Raw genomic sequence first — 17,551 nt, 5'->3', positions numbered from 1 at the left:
AGGGAAGTTAATTCCGCGTTTTTAATTCGACATTGAAATGGAGGAAAAAATGAAACTATATACTATTCCTGATTGCCCGTTTTGTTTTAGAGTAAAAATAGCCCTCAAAATGAGGAAAATTGTCGATCCACAGATAGAAATAATAGAAATTGATTTAAAAAATCCACCCGAAAATTTCCTTGCTATCAGCCCTAACAAAACCGTTCCTGCCTTAGAGCTCTCAAAAGGAATAGGTTTTGCAGAAAGTATGCTCATTATCGAGTATCTAGATTCCATTCCTGGCAAAGGTGATAAGCTTTTTGGCAATAATCTTGTAGAAAATATGCATGCAAAATACTCTGTTGAGCAGGTGTCTGAAAAGGTAACAAAGCCAATCATGCAAACACTCTTTTGCAATGGCAGCGTCTTAAAAGAGCGTAGAGCTTTGAGTCAAATTCCTTTAGCATTTTATGAGCTGGAGAAATTATTAGATTTAAATAACTCTAGATTTTTAGGTGGACAGGAAATTAATGCAGCAGATATAAATTTAATCCCCTTTTTTCTTTATTATTTCTCAGTAGAAAATATTCGAAAAAAATGGACTTTGCCAGAACCTAATTCTCGAGTTGCAAAATATTTAAATGATATTATTCATCATTCATTAGTAAGAAAATCCGTACCAAGTATAGAAGAGTTTACAAAATTTGTAACGCCGCTTTTTTCACCTTCTGCTGATATTCATAAAATTAAAAATTCTTCACGAACTCTAGTCGATGATATTTCCGCTGAAATCATTAATTTAAACGATAAAATATCTACAGCATTAAAAAATAAAATAACTCAAATATGGCATAATAATTCCAATAAATCTGGTCCATATATTGAAACAGTTTTTCAATTTAAGAATTATGAAGAAGCTTTCAATGCTATCCAAATTATTTGTGATTTACAAGAAAGTGCAGATCATCACTCAAACTTCATACTTGAAAACTTTAACCAACTTAAAGTAGAACTTTGTACGCATGAACCCAAGTGGGGTGTTACCTCCATGGATTTTGCTTTTGCTGAAGTTCTTACCACACGCATTTACAATTAAAGGATCCTCAAATGAGTCAATTTAAAAAAACATATCTTGCATTTATTGGTGGCAGTGGATTATATGATCTTCCTGGAATTCAAAATTTAAAAGAAGAAGAAATATCAACTCCATTTGGCTCACCATCCGATAAAATTATCACAGGAGAAATAGAAGGAAAACCGATTGCTTTTATTCCACGTCATGGCAAAGGTCATAGATTTACTCCTTCAGAAGTAAACTATAAAGCAAATATTTTTGCACTTAAAAAACTTGGCGTTACTCATATCGTCAGTGTGAGCGCTGTGGGAGGACTGCAAGAAAATACAGCTCCAGGAACTGCGGTCATTCCTACACAAATAATTGATAAAACAACATCTATTCGTGAAAGAAGTTTTTTTGGCAATGGAGTTGTTGGCCATGTTAGTTTTGCAGATCCATATTGCGCAGAGCTGCAAAAATATATTTCAAAAGCGTGTGAACAAGAAAATGTAACAACGCATATGGGTGGAGCTTTGGTTTGTATTGAAGGCCCTCGCTTTAGCAGCCGTGCAGAAAGTCATAGTTTTAGAAAAGAAGGAGCTGTCATTATTGGTATGACTGCGATGCCAGAAGCAATACTCGCACGTGAGGCTGAGATTGCCTATGCAACGTTAGCATTTGTTACTGACTATGATTGCTGGAAAGAAGAAACAGAGCCTGTCACAGTTGAAGCAGTCCTTGCCGTCTTAAAGAAAAATGTAGAAGCATCTAAGAGAATTGCTCTTGCTATACATAAATATTTACCTCTAGAAAGCAAAAATCATATTTTTAATGCAGCGGAATTTGCAATCATGACCGATAAGAGTTTAATTCCCATTGAAACAAAAAGAAAACTTGATATTTTATATGGTAAATATTGGAAATAATTTTTTTTACAAACCAAAGCATAGGCCAAAATAATGTCTCACTCACTAGAAGCTATTCGATATTTTGATAATAAATTTGAAATACTTAACCAACTTTTATTACCACAATCCTTTGTCTATGAAGATTGCTCAACGAGCGATCTTGGTTTTGCTGCAATAAAAAGTATGAAAGTGCGGGGTGCTCCCGCAATTGCAATCGCGGCAGCTCTCTCTCTTGCAAGTGAACTTAAAAATTTAAATAAAAAATTAAATTTAGTTGAAACTAAAAATTATATTTTTTCTAAACTCGATTTTTTATGTGAAAGCCGCCCCACAGCTGTTAATTTATTTAAAATGGCAGATGAAATGAAAAGTGCATTACAAAATGAATTAATCCATTTAGAAAATAATATATCTGGTGGCGAAACACTCAAAAATTTATTTATTAAGAAAGCAGAAAAACTTCTACAAAATGATATCTCTGACAATATGGCTATTGGGCATTTTGGCGCCGAGTGCTTTTCTAATAAAGAAAAAGTAAAGATATTAACTCACTGTAATACGGGTAGCTTAGCAACTGCTGGTTATGGAACAGCTCTTGGAATTATAAGAACTTTACATGCACAAAAAAAACTGGAACGAGCTTTTGCTTGCGAAACGAGACCATACAATCAAGGCGCTCGTTTAACTGCATTTGAACTTGTCTATGAAAAAATTCCTGCAACACTTATTTCAGATTCCATGGCTTCTTTCCTTATGAAAGAAAAAGGAATTGATGGAGTTATTGTTGGTGCAGATAGAGTTGTTGCAAATGGAGACACTGCTAATAAAATCGGCACCTATCAACTTGCTATAGCAGCTCATTATCATAATATTCCTTTTTATGTTGCAGCCCCAACAACTTCCATCGATTGTAAGAAAAAATCTGGCAAAGAAATCATGATCGAAGAACGACCTAAAAATGAATTAACTCATATAAACAATATGCAAATTGCAGCAGATGGTATTGATGTCTGGAATCCTTCCTTCGATGTTACTCCTGCGTTTCTTATTTCAGGAATTGTAACAGAGCTCGGTATTATAGTTAAAAATGAGATTGGTGAATATGACATTGCTGATTTTTTAAATAAAAAAAAGAAAACAACATCTTTATTTTAATTCCTCTTTCGACAGGAAATATTCAATGTATAAATACATTAAAAACAGTGAACTCCTTGCTCCACTCAATAACGTGCCCCATGCATTTGCAAGATTTCGCATTGATGCACAGAAACACCCTGTGCATTTAATCGAAGAAATAGCTTTAGGACAGTCTTTAGGAGCGTGGGATACTCAGCATGTCGCTATCGAAACTTTAAGAAAAAAAATTGCAAAAATAGTTAGTATTGAATCTGACTCATGCTTTCATGAAGCGACAGTCGCTTTTCCTATCGAAATTTGGCATGGTAAACTCTCTTGGCTCTTGTCTATTCTCTTTGGAAAAATGAGTTTTTATGAAGGAGTTCAACTGAATTCCGTTTGGTTTTCTCAAGATTGTTTCCATGAGAAAACACTTATAGGACCTAAAAATAATATTAATAATATTAGAATGAGTGTTGGCGCCGAAGAGAATAAACCACTCCTCATGGGTATTTTAAAACCAAATGTAGGTATGAGTACAGAAAAAATCTCTGAACTTTATGTGGAAGCTGCAGAAGCAGGAGTGCATTTATTAAAAGATGACGAAATTCGTCATGACTTGACACCTTTAGAAAGTTTAAAAAGAGTCAATCGAATTGCTGAAGAGTCTGCAAAAAGAAATTTAAAAACTTTGTATGCCGTGCATCTGCAAATTGATGGACCACACTTTCTTGAGCATGCAAAAGCATTAGAAAATGCAGGGGCAAATGCATTTCTCCTCAACACATGGATAACCGGAATTGATGTGTTGCAAGAAATAAGAAAAGTAACAAATTTACCAATCGTCTCACACCCAGCTCTGGTTGGAGCATTTGGAATTCAAGAAGCGAAAGCTACAATTCATCCACGTGTCACTTTAGCGCAATTTATTCGTGCTGCAGGAGCAGATCTGAGTTTATTTCCAAGTCCTTATGGAAAACTTGGTCTCGATAAGGAATTAGCATTAGACATCGCAAACCATTGTCTCTTAAAAAATACCAATTGGTCCATCAATGAATCGATTCCTGTACCAAGTGCTGGAATAAAACCAGAACATGCACCTATGGCTAAAAAAGATTTTGGCAATAATTTTATATTAAATGCAGGCACTGGTATTTTTTCACATCCAAAAGGAATAAGAAAAAGTATAGAAGAATTTCTAAAAGAATTATAGAAATTTTATATTCTATCACGCATTTTCCTAGGAATTATTATGAAAACATTGCAAAAATATATTAAGGATGCTTCTTTTTTTCCTTTGTCATTAAAAGAAAATTATGAATTAAATTCTTTATGCAAAGTTGTAACTCGTTTAGATGAACGCAAGGCAATCCCTGCTACGAGTAGCAATTTTAGTTTAAGATCGAAGCCCAATGAATTTCTCATTACTAAATCTGGTCTGCACAAAAGGAACCTAAACCCAAGCCATTTCATCCGTACAGATCTGGGTGGCAATCCTTTGCACCCTCTTTCTCCTAAACCGAGCGATGAAACACTTTTACATGCTTTGATTTATAAGAATTTTGACTCTGCCAATGCAGTGCTGCACTGTCATGCGCCCGAACTTGATATTTTTAATTTAGAATGCAACGAGTTTTCACAAATTATAAAGCAAAAGCAAGATGATTTAAAATATGGTTTTCTTAGAATCAAAGGACATGAACTGCTAAAAGCCCTTGGCTTTAAATCTCATACGGAAGATTTTTTTCTTCCCATAATTGAAAATCATCAGGATATGTCATTGCTTTCAAATGTAATTGAAGAAAATTTTATTAAAACTAAAACGCCCTCAACTTTCACAGCTTTTGTCTTGGAGAAGCATGGGATTTATTGTTTTGGCAATTCAATTTCTCAAGCGGAAATACGCCTAGAAACAATACTTCATCTCGCTCAAAACCTAAAGAAATAATATCTAAAAACCGAAAACTTCATGGCAGAAATTTATTTCTAAAATTATAAAGCCATGGGGTAGAATTTTTGGTTTCTAAATTCAGAACAATAAAAATTCCATTGACTGTAAAAATAGCAACAAGTCTTATTTTCATTATTTATTTTGTTATAGGAATTTATACTTTTTTTGATATTAAATCCATTCGACACGCCATGGAATTAGAAGCCAAAACGAACACTCAATCTGCTTTTACTTCTGCAGTTCCAATCATAGAAAATGGAATTTGGGGCCTTGATAAGACTTTGGTTGAAACTGCTTTGAAACAAATACTTAAAAACCCAATTGTTGATTCAGTCATTGTCTTAGATGAAAATGAAAATATTTTTTCATTTCTTGATAGAGAAACTGATGTAAAAAACTATACCTTAAACAATTTTTTTAACGAAAACGAAATAATTGAATTAAATAACAAAAGTAATAACAGAATATATGAAAAAAGACTCATAAATGAAGAGAAAGTAATTATCACTACAGTCCTATATTCAAAGGAAAACCATATTAGGAAAGTATCTGCATTCAAAATAGGTTATTTTATTATGACTTACTCTACAAAAAATATTTCAGAAGCAATAAATAAAACAATAAATAAATCGATTTTTCTATCTTTTATACTTGGTGCAGTTATTCTTATAACAAGTTTTCTTTATATTCGTCAACTTATAATTCTTCCATTAACTGATCTCGAAAAATCCAGTTTAAAAATTGCCCAAAATGAGTTTATTCAAACTAAAAAAAGAATGAGTGTTTTTGGAGAAGACGAAATCGATAGCCTTATAAATAACTTTAATCACATGGTCGTACAAATTATTAAATTTATCGATGAACAAAAAGAACAACAGAGAATGACCAATGAACTTGAAATGGCTCGGATAGTGCAAGAATCTCTTATTCCAAATGCAAAGAATCTACGAGTTGGATATTTTGAAATTTCAAGTTTTTTTCAAGCAGCATCGGAGTGTGGAGGGGACTGGTGGCACTTTTATCCTTTAGCTCATAATAAGATTTTAATTATGCTTGGAGACGTAACAGGTCATGGCACCCCAAGTGGAATGCTGACAGCAGCTGTAAAGGGATATTGTGACTCTATCTACTCAAAAAATGAAATAAATCCTGCAAAAATTCTAGAAGAACTTGATATTGTTGTGCGACACAGCGGAGATAAAGATCATTTCATGACAATGTTTGCAGCTATTATTGATCCTCATGCTGAAATTATCATTTTTGCCAATGCTGCGCATAACTTTCCCTTTCTCATCAATAAAGATAAGGAGAAAAATAATATAAAGGCGAGTTCTTTGGTTATCAATGGCAAACGTTTAGGATATATTAATGATTTTGAAAAAGATAATATTTTTGAAATTAGCAGTCATAAATTCAGTGCAGGTGATATATTATTTATTTATTCTGATGGAATTGTTGATGCTAAAAACAAAAATAAACAACTTTATTCAGATAGAAGATTGAGAAAAGCACTCGTCAGCAAAGAATTTAAAAATACATCAGAAATGATAGATACAATAGTAAATGATTTAAATTCTTTTGCAGAAAACGAAGAATTCGATGATGATGTTACTTTTGTTTGTTGTAAAATGTGTGCCGATAAAGACACGACTTATACCCATGAGATGTTGAAGTATTTTGAAAAAGACAAATTGATTTATCCCAATCCAAATAAAAATCTCAAAATAGTTTCATAGAACTTTTTTGCCTATCATATAGGCAAAAATTACTATTAAGACATTCTTGCCTATCTACCCATAGCCAAATCTATCGATACTTCAAAGAGGGCAATTACGCATAGGAGAATCGATCATGATTGAAGAACTTGATTTGCAAATTTGCGACACAGATTTTAAAAATTCAGATATTGACTTTCTTGAGATTGAATTGAATCCTCCTGTGACAGAAGAAGATATTCGTTATGCACAGCTCGAAGAGCTCATTTTCAGAGATAGTAAAAATGAATTCACTCAAAAACAAGATTTTTCAATATATAGCAACCCAGGAATTTCCTGGACTTCCTTTAAATTACAATGACCAGATAATCGGTAAAATATTACCGGAGCCCGAAAATAAAAGCATTTCCGAGCGATTGAATATATTCCTGCAAAAGCAAAATGAACACAACTTAGAAATATCAACTCTTGTCACATGTATAGTTGATCATATCGATAAAAAAGAAATTTTAAATTTAAAAAAATGCCTGCCAGAATTAAATCACATCGCAAACTTCGGAGTTGGTTTTAATAATATCGATATCAATTTTGCAAAAGAAATAGGTATACGGGTTACAAACACACCTGGAATATTAACCGAAGCCACCGCAGATATTGCCCTCACTTTACTTCTTTGTATCACGCGCAGAATTGCGGAAGGATATACTATGATGAATGAAAAGGGCAAATATCCTGGCTGGAGCCCCTCTTTTATGCTCGGTCACAGCATACAAAACAAGACCCTTGGGATAGTGGGTAATGGCAAAATTGGCCAAGCTTTTGCTAAACGGGCGCAAGCCCTTGGTATGAAATGTGTGGCTTTAAAAAGCGACAGCTGGTCTGAAAACAAAAATAATCCAAATGATATTAAAAGATTAAATGAAAAAGACTTTCTTGCCACCGTCGACGTGCTGTCCTTAAACTGTCCACTCACGGACAGTTCAAAATATTGGTTGAATTCTCAGCGCATTTCAATGATAAAACCTGGGTCATTCGTTATAAATACCGCCCGTGGTGAGCTTATTGATGAGCAAGCCCTTGCGGACGCCCTCAACTCGGATCACCTAGCTGGGGCAGGACTCGATGTCTTTTGTAACGAACCTAATATGTCATTAGAACTTCAAAAAGCAAAAAATCTTTTTGTTCTTCCTCACTTGGGTAGCGCTACGGTTGAAACGAGGCGCGCCATGGGGGAAAGAGTTTTTGAAGCGATAAAATCCCATTATATTGAAAGGTACGAAAAGCATGAAACAGGAGTCTTGCTCTTTCAAGTAAATTAAATGAATTGTGTGCGATTTTTAGTATGTGCTATTGGTTTTTCAGCTTTTTATTTTGCAGTTTCCGCCCCAGCCAAAGCTCCCTTCCCCTTAGGCACCGAAGTCGAGTGGGAAAAATTAAAAGAGAAAAATAACTCTACGGTCCGCAAAGAATTTGTTGAGTCTGCGAAAATAATTCATGATCGCCTCCTTTATAAAGGCATTCCCTATGAAAATATCTCGCAAAAATGGGAACGGAATTATTTAGCTTCAATTGATAAATTTAAATTTATGCGCAAAAATGGAGTCGATTGTACGCGTTTGCTCCGCTATATATTTATAAATATGCTGAATTTACCTTATAATTCTTTGTATCCCGAAGCGCCTATCATCAGCCACACTTTTGCAGATATAAATCCTATCAATGCAAAACAACTTAAAAACTTTGTGCGGATTCCAAGTTCACAACATGGCTTTCGCCCTCAAACCGGAGATATTCTTGCATTCCCAGGCCATGCCATTGCTGTCTTAGATCCTGAAAATTGCATTTCTATTCAATCAAGCAATTGGGTCTGTAAAAATATTGAAAATGGCCACTGCGTGGAATCGGAAAAAGGGCTTTACGCAGGCGTTGCAATTTATAAATTGGCATCGAAAAGATTTTGTTCAAATGGACTTTGGAAAGGGATGGATGCTGAGCGCAATAAGTTTACAGTTGCTTGGCGCCACCGTGCTTTCAACACTTGGATAGAAAAAATGCCACAAAGCGCATACAGACAAAAAAGAATCAATTTAACCGGTAAAAACTTAGTTGGTAAATATATTTATTTTAATGGAAGTTCTTATCCAGTTCGTACAACTTTAAAAAGCAACAATAAAAAAACAGGAATGCAAACTGTACACGTGACTGTCCCAAAAGATGCTCAATCGGGTAAATTAAAAATTTTCTGGGGAACAGGTCGTCCAAATATATGTGAAACTGTGGAGTCGAGTAATGTTTTAGTTATTGAGCGAAGAGGGTTGACTTTGAAGAGAGTGAGTTTGAAATAAAGCAAACAATCCATTAATTGGCTATAATAAAACCCCCAAGTACAAGATTATAAATTGAATACCATATAATAATATTATTTATTATATAAAATACAGTATTTATTTTAAAAATTTAAATCGTAAAATTAAATTTATCATATTAAATAAAATAAAAACTTAATTTGACAAATATTTTTGTTTTTATTATTTTAGCGAAATAAATTTCTATACAGGAGTGCTAAAATGTTTAAATGGACTTACAGCGAAAATGTTTCAACAGAAGCCACACCCGAACAAATTTGGGCTCTGTGGCAGGACACTTCAGCATGGCCCAGTTGGGACACTGAACTCAAATGGGTCAAACTCTTTGGAGACTTTTCTGTTGGCACGACTGGCAGAATGAAACCAATAAATGGACCTGAAGTCGAATTCAAGCTCAGCCGTGTTGAACGCTACCGTGCATTTTCTGACATTGCGCAATTGCCTTTGACGAAATTGGTTTTTGATCACGAATATTTTAAAGCACAGAAAGAGAACGCGCCTGCATACATATGTCACACTGTCACGATGAACGATAAAAATCTAAGTGCACTATAACATGATTCACTTACTCTTTCGCGATGGCGCAAAAATTATTAAAAAAGCAAAAAAGGGTACACTGACAGAGGAAGATTTCCACGAACTGCCAAAGACCTATTGGAATGATGGACATAAAAAGGAATTTACAGCAAAGACAAAAGTGCTGAAAAATCTTATCGCAAGTGACTTTAAACTTTTTATGACAGTTTGCGCAATGGCTATTTTTATTGCTCTTTTAGCGGCAGCAATTCCATTTATTTCAACTCAATTTATTGCATCATTGAACAAAATAAATGAAAATTTTAACCAGATATTTTATATATTATTATTTTATATGGTTGCAAATATATCATTCAGCTTTCTTTTTCAAATTTACATGAAAGAAAACTTAAAACTCTATCAAATATGGCTGAACAGGCTGAGTTTTAACTTTTTTAAAAATAAAAATAATTTTTATCACAATATTGACTCGTTTCCTTATGCAGTGACGATTGACAGTGAAAACATTGCAAACTTGGGTCAAAGTATCCCAGAATTTATCAAAACATGTACACAATTTTTGCTCTGTACCCTTTTGCTTTTTTATTATTTAGGCCATCTTGGCTTTATCCCTATTATTCTTATTTTTGCCATTGCAATATATGCTGGAAATTTTTCGATTAAAAACAAAGAGCATATAGAAAAAGTCGAGTTGACCCGTAAAGAAAGAGTAAAATTAATTGCCAATTATTATGAAAATAAATCGACACTGTTTATATACAATTGGCTAAAAAAAGCTTAGAAAATATATTAGCTTTAAGAGCTACAGAAGCGAAGTTCTTGTATAAACAATTTTCTTTAGTAGCGATCACAAAAGTGATTGTCAATTCATCTATTTTAATCTCAGTCACCGCTGGGGTTTTAATTTATTATTTTATTTATAAAGAATTATCGCCAGAAATTATAGTGGGCACAATCTTAATCTGTCAACTGCTAAAAGAAACCTGTGCAAAGTTTTCGAATCAGGTGAATTTACTTATGACCGCATGGATTTCTTGTAAAAGGATTGATTCCTTTTTTTTAGAAAAAAAAGAGAGTGATAAAAACTTTCTTCACACGCTAGAACCAGGACTGCATAAAATTATTTTGCATAATGAAGATAAAATAAATGAAATTCTTAGATTATTTTCTACTCAATTGTCTCTAAAAAACGAAAATATTTATGTGAATACGACAGCCAATCCCTTTGTTGCTGGCTCAGTATTGGATAACTTATTTATAGGTGAAAAAAATGATCTCGATAGAATCAACTATTACTTAATGGAATTTAAGCTTGTGGAATCCATCAATGAATGCCCCCAGTTTTTGGCGCTTGAACTCACTGACAATGGGACCAACCTTTCTGGGGGACAGAGGCAGAGGTTGCTTTTTATCAGAGCTCTGTTGTCTGAGGCAGAAATATTTGTTCTCTATGAACCTCTCAATGCGATTCCAGATACTTTTGCCCTTGAAATATTTGAAAATATTCCCTCTTATTTCCCAAAAAACGTCTCTATCTTTATTGTCTCTAAAATGTTGAGTGAAGATATCTGCAATAGTTTATATAGTTTTTCTGAGAACGGGAATTTAGAAAAAATAAAAACTATAAAAAATTCGGATTATAAAGAAAGCACCCACATCTTAAATATTTTAAATCAGAAAAACGCAAACAAAATTTTATCGAATATTTCAGAGAAAAACTCAGAAAAACTCAGAAAAATTAATAATAAATCATCAAAAAAATAAAAAACAAAAAACGCAGGAAAAATTATTGGCTACGAATGATTTCTCTCAAACATTCCAGCAACTCAAACTTTGGACATGTTTCTTATTGGGGAAAGGTATATGGCATAAAATATTTACAATTTCTATATTTTTAATGACGTTCATAACTTTTATTTTTCCCTATATTCAAACCTCTCTGCTCTTAGATTTTTCAGACAGCAAAAGTGCAACCATTTTAATTCCTATTGTCACACTCAGTCTTATGCTCGGCACAATCCTGTTCAATTTATTTCTAGAAATTAGCTGGAAAAAAATAAGTATTGAAGCAGCTAACACCATTCATAATATGAACTTAGAGTCGCTTTTATTCAAGATAAATAATTTTGATATCTCTTATATAAAAACAATCTTTTTAAAAGATCAAAAAATCATTGATCTTGAAATTTCAGAATCCTACCAAAGATTTTTCTTTCTTTTTGTAGAAACAGCAATTATTTTCATTTTTGTCTCATATAGCATACCTATTATGATACTTTTTTTCGTATTGGTTTTGTTTATCTATAATAAATTACAAGCTTCCTATCGTTCGCCAGCGTACTATTCAAAGAAGTTTAATCTAGAATATAAAACGGAATTTTCCGCATATACACATCAAATAAACCACTTGTCAGAACTTATTTTGCACAAAAAATATTTTTTGCAGTTTGAAGATAAATTCAACGAATATTTCAAAAAAGTACAAAGTTCATTCTATCTAAGAATTAATCTCAACAGATGGTTTTCAACTCATATTTTTATTTATAGCAATTTTTTACAATTTATAATAAGCACTGCTCTTTTAGTTTCTATAAAAATGAATTACATAAGTGAGACGATATTCTGTCTTATTTTTACTTTACTTGCACAAATATCACAATACCTTTCCGAAATCATTCGCATGCTCAATACCTTTGAAGCACAAGCTGTTTCTTTTGATAATATGAATAAAGTGACAGAAACCGAAATTGCACGCAATGATAATAATATTGTTTATACCGTGAACGATCCGAAAGCCATTATTGAGTTTGAGAGGATCTATTTCGCTTATATGAACAGCAAAAAATCCATCCTCAACGATTTTAATTTTTCAATTTTAAAAAACTCTAAAACCCTTATTTTTGGTAAGTCTGGAGCAGGGAAATCAACTCTTATCAAACTCCTTATTCAAGAAATATATCCCACAAAAGGTCATATCCGCTTTCTAAAACCTGATCTTAAAATCTCCTATGTCCAGCAACAGCCTCCCCTTCTTTTAGGAAACTGCAAAGAAAATATTGATTTTTTAAATATTTATAAAAATGAAGATTTAGAAATGATATCCAAAAAATTATCTATCGATTTGCAATCCAATTCTCAAACGCATTCCTACAACCGTGAAACAGCGCAAAAAATATCCATAGCGCGTGCCTTGATTGCAAAACCCGATGTATTAATTTTAGATGAAGCAACTGCTGATTTAGAAGAAGACTATGAAAATAAGCTTATTAAAAATATAATTGAGAATTTTAAATATACAACAATTATTGCTATCTCACACAATCCAGCCATTCAAAGTCATTTTGATAATATTATAAGATTATAAAATCTGGAAAATCAAAACTTAGGAACCTGCACAACGATACTCAAGCCCTTCGATCTTTTAAAGCCAAGACAACAAGCATAGGCATGCTTTTGATGACCATCAAAGCAAAGAAGATCGCCTTCTTCAACTATAAAGTATTCGCTTTCAACCATGATTTCAAAAGAACCCTCCTGACAATAAAAATACTCTTCCGTGCCAGGTGTGTGTGGTGAACCCGGAAATCGCTCACCCTCGTTTAAAATATATTCTTGCAATATAAGGTAACGAGAATTTTCTGGAGTTAATAACATTATATCAACTGTTTTAGCTGCTGACTCATTGGACTCAATTAATTTTTTTGTTACTTTTGTAAAGTCTTTTTTCTTGCGCAATACAGCAGTTGGAACCGGTTTTTGCAGGAGAGATGCCATCTCAACGCCCAGTCCTTGTGCAATACCAATGAGTACCTGTAAAGTTGGATTTCCCTCTCCTCGCTCTAAACTGGCAATTGTGCTACGAGGAACTCCTGATCTTTCTGAGAGTTGTTCTTGGCTCAGGCCATACTCACGACGATATGATTTCATATGAATTGCAATATATTGACCAAAACTCTCAGATTTATCTGAATCTATGTTTTTCGACATAAGCTAGACACTCCAAAAACCACAGCTTTAGGGTTTGTGTTTCTAATTTAACAGGCAGATTTTGCAGCACGCAAAATTAAAACTGCCCGTGAAAGATATATATTGATTATGTTGAAGATGACAACAAGGAATGCGGCCATGAAAACAAAAATCACCTATATAACTTTAGGATTAATCAGTTTTACACTTTCAGGATGCATGTCACAGAAATCTTCTTCTCTGCGAAGAACATATTTTGGTGATTATGCCGATCCAAAAAATGTTTCTGTAGCATGGTATTCCCTTTATACAGAAAACCCTTCACCTGAAGTTAGAAAATTTCTGAGTTATTCGCAAGATATTAAAAAAAACATATTCACAAAAGGAATTCCATATCCCTCGCAAAAGCTCAATGCGAATTGGGATCGAAATTATTTAAGAGCAGATAATAAATATAATTATATGCGAAAAAATGGAGTTGATTGCACACGATTTCTTTGGCATCTCTTTGCAGGCGAAATGAATTTACCTTATAATTCAAAATACAAAAATTCAGCAATTCTGAGTGAAACCTTTGCTAAAAGAAGGACAAATGCGGAACTCAAAAATTTTGTACCACTAAAGCGCTATAAAAACGGCTTTGCCCCAAGGACGGGCGATATTCTTGCATTCCCAGGTCATGCTCTTGCAGTTCTCGATCCGAAGCAATGCATTGCTATTCAATCCACTGCTTGGGCTTGTGAAAAAATGACTCCTCACGGTCAATGCCATAAAGGAACTGAAGGTAAGAATGCTGGCGTCGTTGTTTATAAATTAATGAATAAAAATGATTGTGCAAATGGCTTTTGGAATAAATTAGATTCCAATAAAAATAAATTTACAGCAGGATGGAGGCATAAAGCTTTAAACACTTGGATAGAAAAAATTCCTAAAAAAGCTAAAAATAAAGAAGTCATAACTCTTATTGGTCATAATATTTCACGAAGATATATTTATTTTAATGGCGCATTGAATCCAGTCAAAACATCGTATGCATTAAAAACACTGCAAAGTCCAAATGGCTATCCACTCGACTTAGTTAACGTAACAGTGCCAAAAGATGCATTGAGTGGGAAAATAAAAATTTATTGGGGCAATGAGATTATCCCAAATATAGATAATACAGTTTCTTCAAAACGTAATATAATAATTGAAAATAACAAATTACTTTCTAATAATAGTCTCTAAATACAATAAAACCTCATTTAGATTACTAAAAATGGGATGTTTTAATGTTTTGGAATCTTTATTTGAATATGGCGTGCGTCGCAGCCAAATACCGTGCAACCCTGCGTTCTGCGCACCCAGCGCATCGTCAAACAAAGAGTCGCCAATATGAATAGCGTTCTTTGGTTCAACTTCAACGAGTGAGCAAGCATAGTGAAATGTTTCAGAGTCTGGCTTACCTTTTGCTACGGAATCAGAACTGATGACAACATCAAAACAATCCATAACATTCAATGCTTTTAGCATTGCATTTATTTTTTTACCCCAATTGGTAATAAGTCCTGTTTTTATATTAATTCCGTTAATATTCCTTGCACGCATAGCATTTAAAAGCTTAATAGAGTCTGGATAAAGTTCTACACCCAAAGCACCTGTCTGGGATCCTCCTAATATAGTCCCAGACGCATCGACAAAAACTGCATACTCAGTATTATTTTTATTTTCTGTTAGATTCATTACAAGACCGTTTCCTGAACTATTTGATTAACGATATTAGAAACACTTCTTTTTTCCGCCAGAGATCTAAAATTCACTATGCATCGATGCCGTAAAACAGCCGGAGCTATTTCATTGACATTGTCAAATTGAACTTCAGATTGTCCACGGATAACTGCAAGAGCTTTGCTAGCAATCAACAAAGCTTGAGTGGCTCGCGGACTCGCACCAAATTCAAGATAATCTCGAGCCACTGACAGTTTTGATTCATGCGGCCGTGTGTTTCTGACAATGCGGACAATACCCTGTAAAAGATCCTCTTTGATTGGAACACTTTCAATAACACGTCTTGCCTCTAACAAAATTGCAGCAAAAGGGATAGGTTCAAGGTCACTTTCCATCTGTGAAAGGGTGGCGATTTTTACTTCAGCTTCTAGATCTGGGTAAGGAATTTCCAAGTTTAATAAAAATCTATCCAATTGTGCCTCAGGAAGAGGAAAAGTTCCTTCATTTTCAATTGGATTTTGCGTAGCAAAAACAAAAAATGGTTTCGGCAATGGTCTCGAAACACCTTCTATACTGACCTGACGTTCTTGCATTGCCTCTAATAATGCAGATTGAGTCCTTGGCGAAGCACGATTGATTTCATCGGCAAGGATAAACGGAGCAAAAATGGGTCCGGGTGAAAAACCTATTTTCTTAAGATTAGGATCTTTTTCATCAAATTGTATTGTATAACCGCCTAAGATATCGAACGGAGTCAGATCGGGGGTAAATTGAATTCTTTTATAGCCAGAGCCCAATGCTTTAGCCAAGTTCCGCACTAATGTGGTTTTCGCCACACCTGGAGCCCCTGTTAAAAGTGCATGACCATTGCAAAGAATCGTTAATACGATTTGCTCAACAATTTCTTTTTGACCAAAAATTTTGCTGTTGAGCAAATCACATAATTTTGTTGAAGCTTGAGCAATATCTTGAAAATTTGACATATCTTCCGCCCCTTTCATATGAGGGAATTACATTATAAAAGCTTATCTCTTTGCAATGAAAAGGGAAAGAGCTCATATAATTTATACAAATAAAGCACCACTTTTAATAAAAGCTTGTGTCACCCATAATATTAAAATTTTATAGATATATGAGAGATATTTTTGTCCTTCACATCTTTAAAAAATAAAGGTAGTTCATACACGAGGATCTTATAGAGGAGACAACCTTCAATGAGCGCAGAGATTAAAACAAAAACACTCGTCGTTGGGGCAGGAGCTTTCGGCACTGCAATTGCAGCGTGTGTGCAAAACGAAAATAATGCGGTGACTGTAATCGCTCGCTATGACAAAAATTTTGAAAATTTAAAAAAGCATGAAACGTTAAAATTTTGTGAGCTTATATCATTTGAAGATTTTGCAACAGATTTTAGCGAATTTAATCTCATTATTTTAGCAATACCATGCCAAAGTTTAACGAACGTTTCCGAATGGATGATGAAGAAATGGCTAAAAATTCGTAATAAAAAAAATATTAAAAACTTTCCAAAACTCAATCTTATATCTGCAGCAAAAGGGATTGAACAAAAAACACTGCACCTTCCTTATCAAATATTAGAAAATTTTTGGAAAGACAAAGCGAATGTAGGTAGCTTAAGTGGCCCAAGTTTTGCCAAAGAAATGCTTTTAGGTTTACCAACTTGTGTTGTAGTATCTTCAAAAAATAAAGCACTACTCAATGTTGCCGCACAGATTTTACACAGTTCCTATTTTAGAATTTATGATTCCGAAGACATTATTGGCGTTGAAATTGCTGGGGCTTTAAAAAATGTGATCGCAATGGTTGCAGGAGCAGTTGATGGCCTAGAACTTGGCTACAATGCAAGGGCGGCAGTCATCACACGGGGACTTTCAGAAATTGCCAAAGTGGGTGTGAAAATGGGTGCAGACCCCATGACATTTTTAGGTTTAAGTGGTGTTGGCGATCTTATTTTAACCTGCACAGGCGATCTTTCGCGCAATCGTCAATTTGGTTTTCGGATGGCACGTGGTGAAACAAAAGAAAGTATTTTCAATTCCATGGGGCAAGTTATTGAAGGAATTACAACAGCCCAAAGTGCGCATGAACTTTGCCAAAAGCTTGGAATTGAAGCTTCAATATTAAACACTGTATATAAAGTAATTTATGAAGACATGCCTATTAAAAAAGCTGTTAACTTACTTATTGAAAGAGAACAGGGAAGCGAATTTAAATGGAAATAATTATTA

18 protein-coding genes are annotated in these 17,551 nt (G+C 33.9%); 15 read left to right on the top strand and 3 right to left on the bottom strand.

Annotation, left to right across the window (positions count from 1 at the left end; translation table 11 throughout):
* Positions 1-49: 49 nt before the first annotated feature.
* From H7355_RS05055 to H7355_RS04995, 13 genes are all read left to right on the top strand, one after another.
* Positions 50-1,075, top strand: a complete 1,026-nt coding sequence (locus tag H7355_RS05055; RefSeq protein ID WP_186645631.1) for a glutathione S-transferase N-terminal domain-containing protein — start codon at positions 50-52, stop codon at positions 1,073-1,075.
* Positions 1,076-1,086: 11 nt separating this feature from the next.
* Positions 1,087-1,962: an S-methyl-5'-thioadenosine phosphorylase gene (gene mtnP / locus H7355_RS05050; RefSeq protein WP_186645630.1), complete on the top strand. Its 876-nt coding sequence runs from the start codon at positions 1,087-1,089 to the stop codon at positions 1,960-1,962.
* A gap of 33 nt (positions 1,963-1,995) precedes the next feature.
* The gene (gene mtnA, locus H7355_RS05045) at positions 1,996-3,099 is read left to right on the top strand and encodes an S-methyl-5-thioribose-1-phosphate isomerase (protein ID WP_186645629.1); all 1,104 of its coding nucleotides are present in this window, start codon (positions 1,996-1,998) and stop codon (positions 3,097-3,099) included.
* A 25-nt stretch (positions 3,100-3,124) separates the two neighbouring features.
* Positions 3,125-4,273 (top strand): RuBisCO large subunit C-terminal-like domain-containing protein, encoded by a 1,149-nt coding sequence (locus H7355_RS05040; RefSeq protein ID WP_186645628.1) that lies wholly within the window; start codon positions 3,125-3,127, stop codon positions 4,271-4,273.
* 39 nt (positions 4,274-4,312) lie between these two features.
* Positions 4,313-5,008: a class II aldolase/adducin family protein gene (locus H7355_RS05035; protein WP_186645627.1), complete on the top strand. Its 696-nt coding sequence runs from the start codon at positions 4,313-4,315 to the stop codon at positions 5,006-5,008.
* 68 nt (positions 5,009-5,076) lie between these two features.
* Positions 5,077-6,747, top strand: a complete 1,671-nt coding sequence (locus tag H7355_RS05030; RefSeq protein WP_186645626.1) for a SpoIIE family protein phosphatase — start codon at positions 5,077-5,079, stop codon at positions 6,745-6,747.
* Positions 6,748-6,862: 115 nt separating this feature from the next.
* Positions 6,863-7,087, top strand: coding sequence for a hypothetical protein (locus H7355_RS05025; RefSeq protein WP_186645625.1), 225 nt, complete (start codon positions 6,863-6,865; stop codon positions 7,085-7,087).
* Positions 7,011-8,045, top strand: a complete 1,035-nt coding sequence (locus tag H7355_RS05020) for an NAD(P)-dependent oxidoreductase (protein ID WP_186645624.1) — start codon at positions 7,011-7,013, stop codon at positions 8,043-8,045. Before H7355_RS05025 ends, H7355_RS05020 begins: the two co-directional genes overlap by 77 nt.
* Positions 8,046-9,071, top strand: a complete 1,026-nt coding sequence (locus H7355_RS05015) for a hypothetical protein (RefSeq protein WP_186645623.1) — start codon at positions 8,046-8,048, stop codon at positions 9,069-9,071. It abuts the gene before it with no gap.
* Positions 9,072-9,293: 222 nt separating this feature from the next.
* Positions 9,294-9,647 carry a hypothetical protein gene (locus tag H7355_RS05010; RefSeq protein ID WP_186645622.1) on the top strand — a complete coding sequence of 118 codons (354 nt, stop codon included), beginning with the start codon at positions 9,294-9,296 and terminating at the stop codon, positions 9,645-9,647.
* Between the two features lies 1 nt (position 9,648).
* Positions 9,649-10,410, top strand: a complete 762-nt coding sequence (locus tag H7355_RS05005) for a hypothetical protein (protein ID WP_186645621.1) — start codon at positions 9,649-9,651, stop codon at positions 10,408-10,410.
* A gap of 38 nt (positions 10,411-10,448) precedes the next feature.
* Complete coding sequence (locus tag H7355_RS05000; protein ID WP_186645620.1) at positions 10,449-11,393, top strand: ATP-binding cassette domain-containing protein; 945 nt, start codon at positions 10,449-10,451, stop codon at positions 11,391-11,393.
* Between the two features lie 25 nt (positions 11,394-11,418).
* Positions 11,419-12,993: an ATP-binding cassette domain-containing protein gene (locus tag H7355_RS04995; RefSeq protein WP_186645619.1), complete on the top strand. Its 1,575-nt coding sequence runs from the start codon at positions 11,419-11,421 to the stop codon at positions 12,991-12,993.
* An 11-nt stretch (positions 12,994-13,004) separates the two neighbouring features.
* On the opposite strand, the gene H7355_RS04990 is transcribed toward H7355_RS04995, so the two are convergent.
* A complete protein-coding gene (locus H7355_RS04990; RefSeq protein ID WP_186645618.1) occupies positions 13,005-13,616 on the bottom strand; it encodes a helix-turn-helix domain-containing protein in 612 nt (203 codons plus the stop codon).
* A 138-nt stretch (positions 13,617-13,754) separates the two neighbouring features.
* On the opposite strand from H7355_RS04990, the gene H7355_RS04985 reads away from it, so the two are divergent.
* Positions 13,755-14,822 (top strand): hypothetical protein, encoded by a 1,068-nt coding sequence (locus H7355_RS04985; protein WP_186645617.1) that lies wholly within the window; start codon positions 13,755-13,757, stop codon positions 14,820-14,822.
* Here the strand turns inward: H7355_RS04985 and H7355_RS04980 are convergent.
* Together H7355_RS04980 and H7355_RS04975 are read right to left on the bottom strand one after the other, a co-directional pair.
* Positions 14,799-15,317, bottom strand: a complete 519-nt coding sequence (locus tag H7355_RS04980) for an HAD family hydrolase (RefSeq protein ID WP_186645616.1) — start codon at positions 15,315-15,317, stop codon at positions 14,799-14,801. The two genes, H7355_RS04985 and H7355_RS04980, sit on opposite strands and share 24 nt — an antisense overlap.
* Positions 15,317-16,285, bottom strand: a complete 969-nt coding sequence (locus H7355_RS04975; protein ID WP_186645615.1) for an AAA family ATPase — start codon at positions 16,283-16,285, stop codon at positions 15,317-15,319. Before H7355_RS04975 ends, H7355_RS04980 begins: the two co-directional genes overlap by 1 nt.
* A gap of 231 nt (positions 16,286-16,516) precedes the next feature.
* Between H7355_RS04975 and H7355_RS04970 the strand changes: the two genes are divergently transcribed.
* On the top strand, positions 16,517-17,545 hold the full coding sequence (locus H7355_RS04970; RefSeq protein ID WP_186645614.1) for an NAD(P)H-dependent glycerol-3-phosphate dehydrogenase: 1,029 nt from the start codon (positions 16,517-16,519) through the stop codon (positions 17,543-17,545).
* The last annotated feature ends 6 nt before the right edge of the window (positions 17,546-17,551 follow it).

It is taken from the genome of Fluviispira vulneris (assembly GCF_014281055.1).
GTDB classification, from domain to species: domain Bacteria; phylum Bdellovibrionota_B; class Oligoflexia; order Silvanigrellales; family Silvanigrellaceae; genus Silvanigrella; species Silvanigrella vulneris.
The sequence above is the reverse complement of the archived record's forward strand: the minus strand, read 5'-3'. Positions and strand labels throughout refer to the sequence as shown.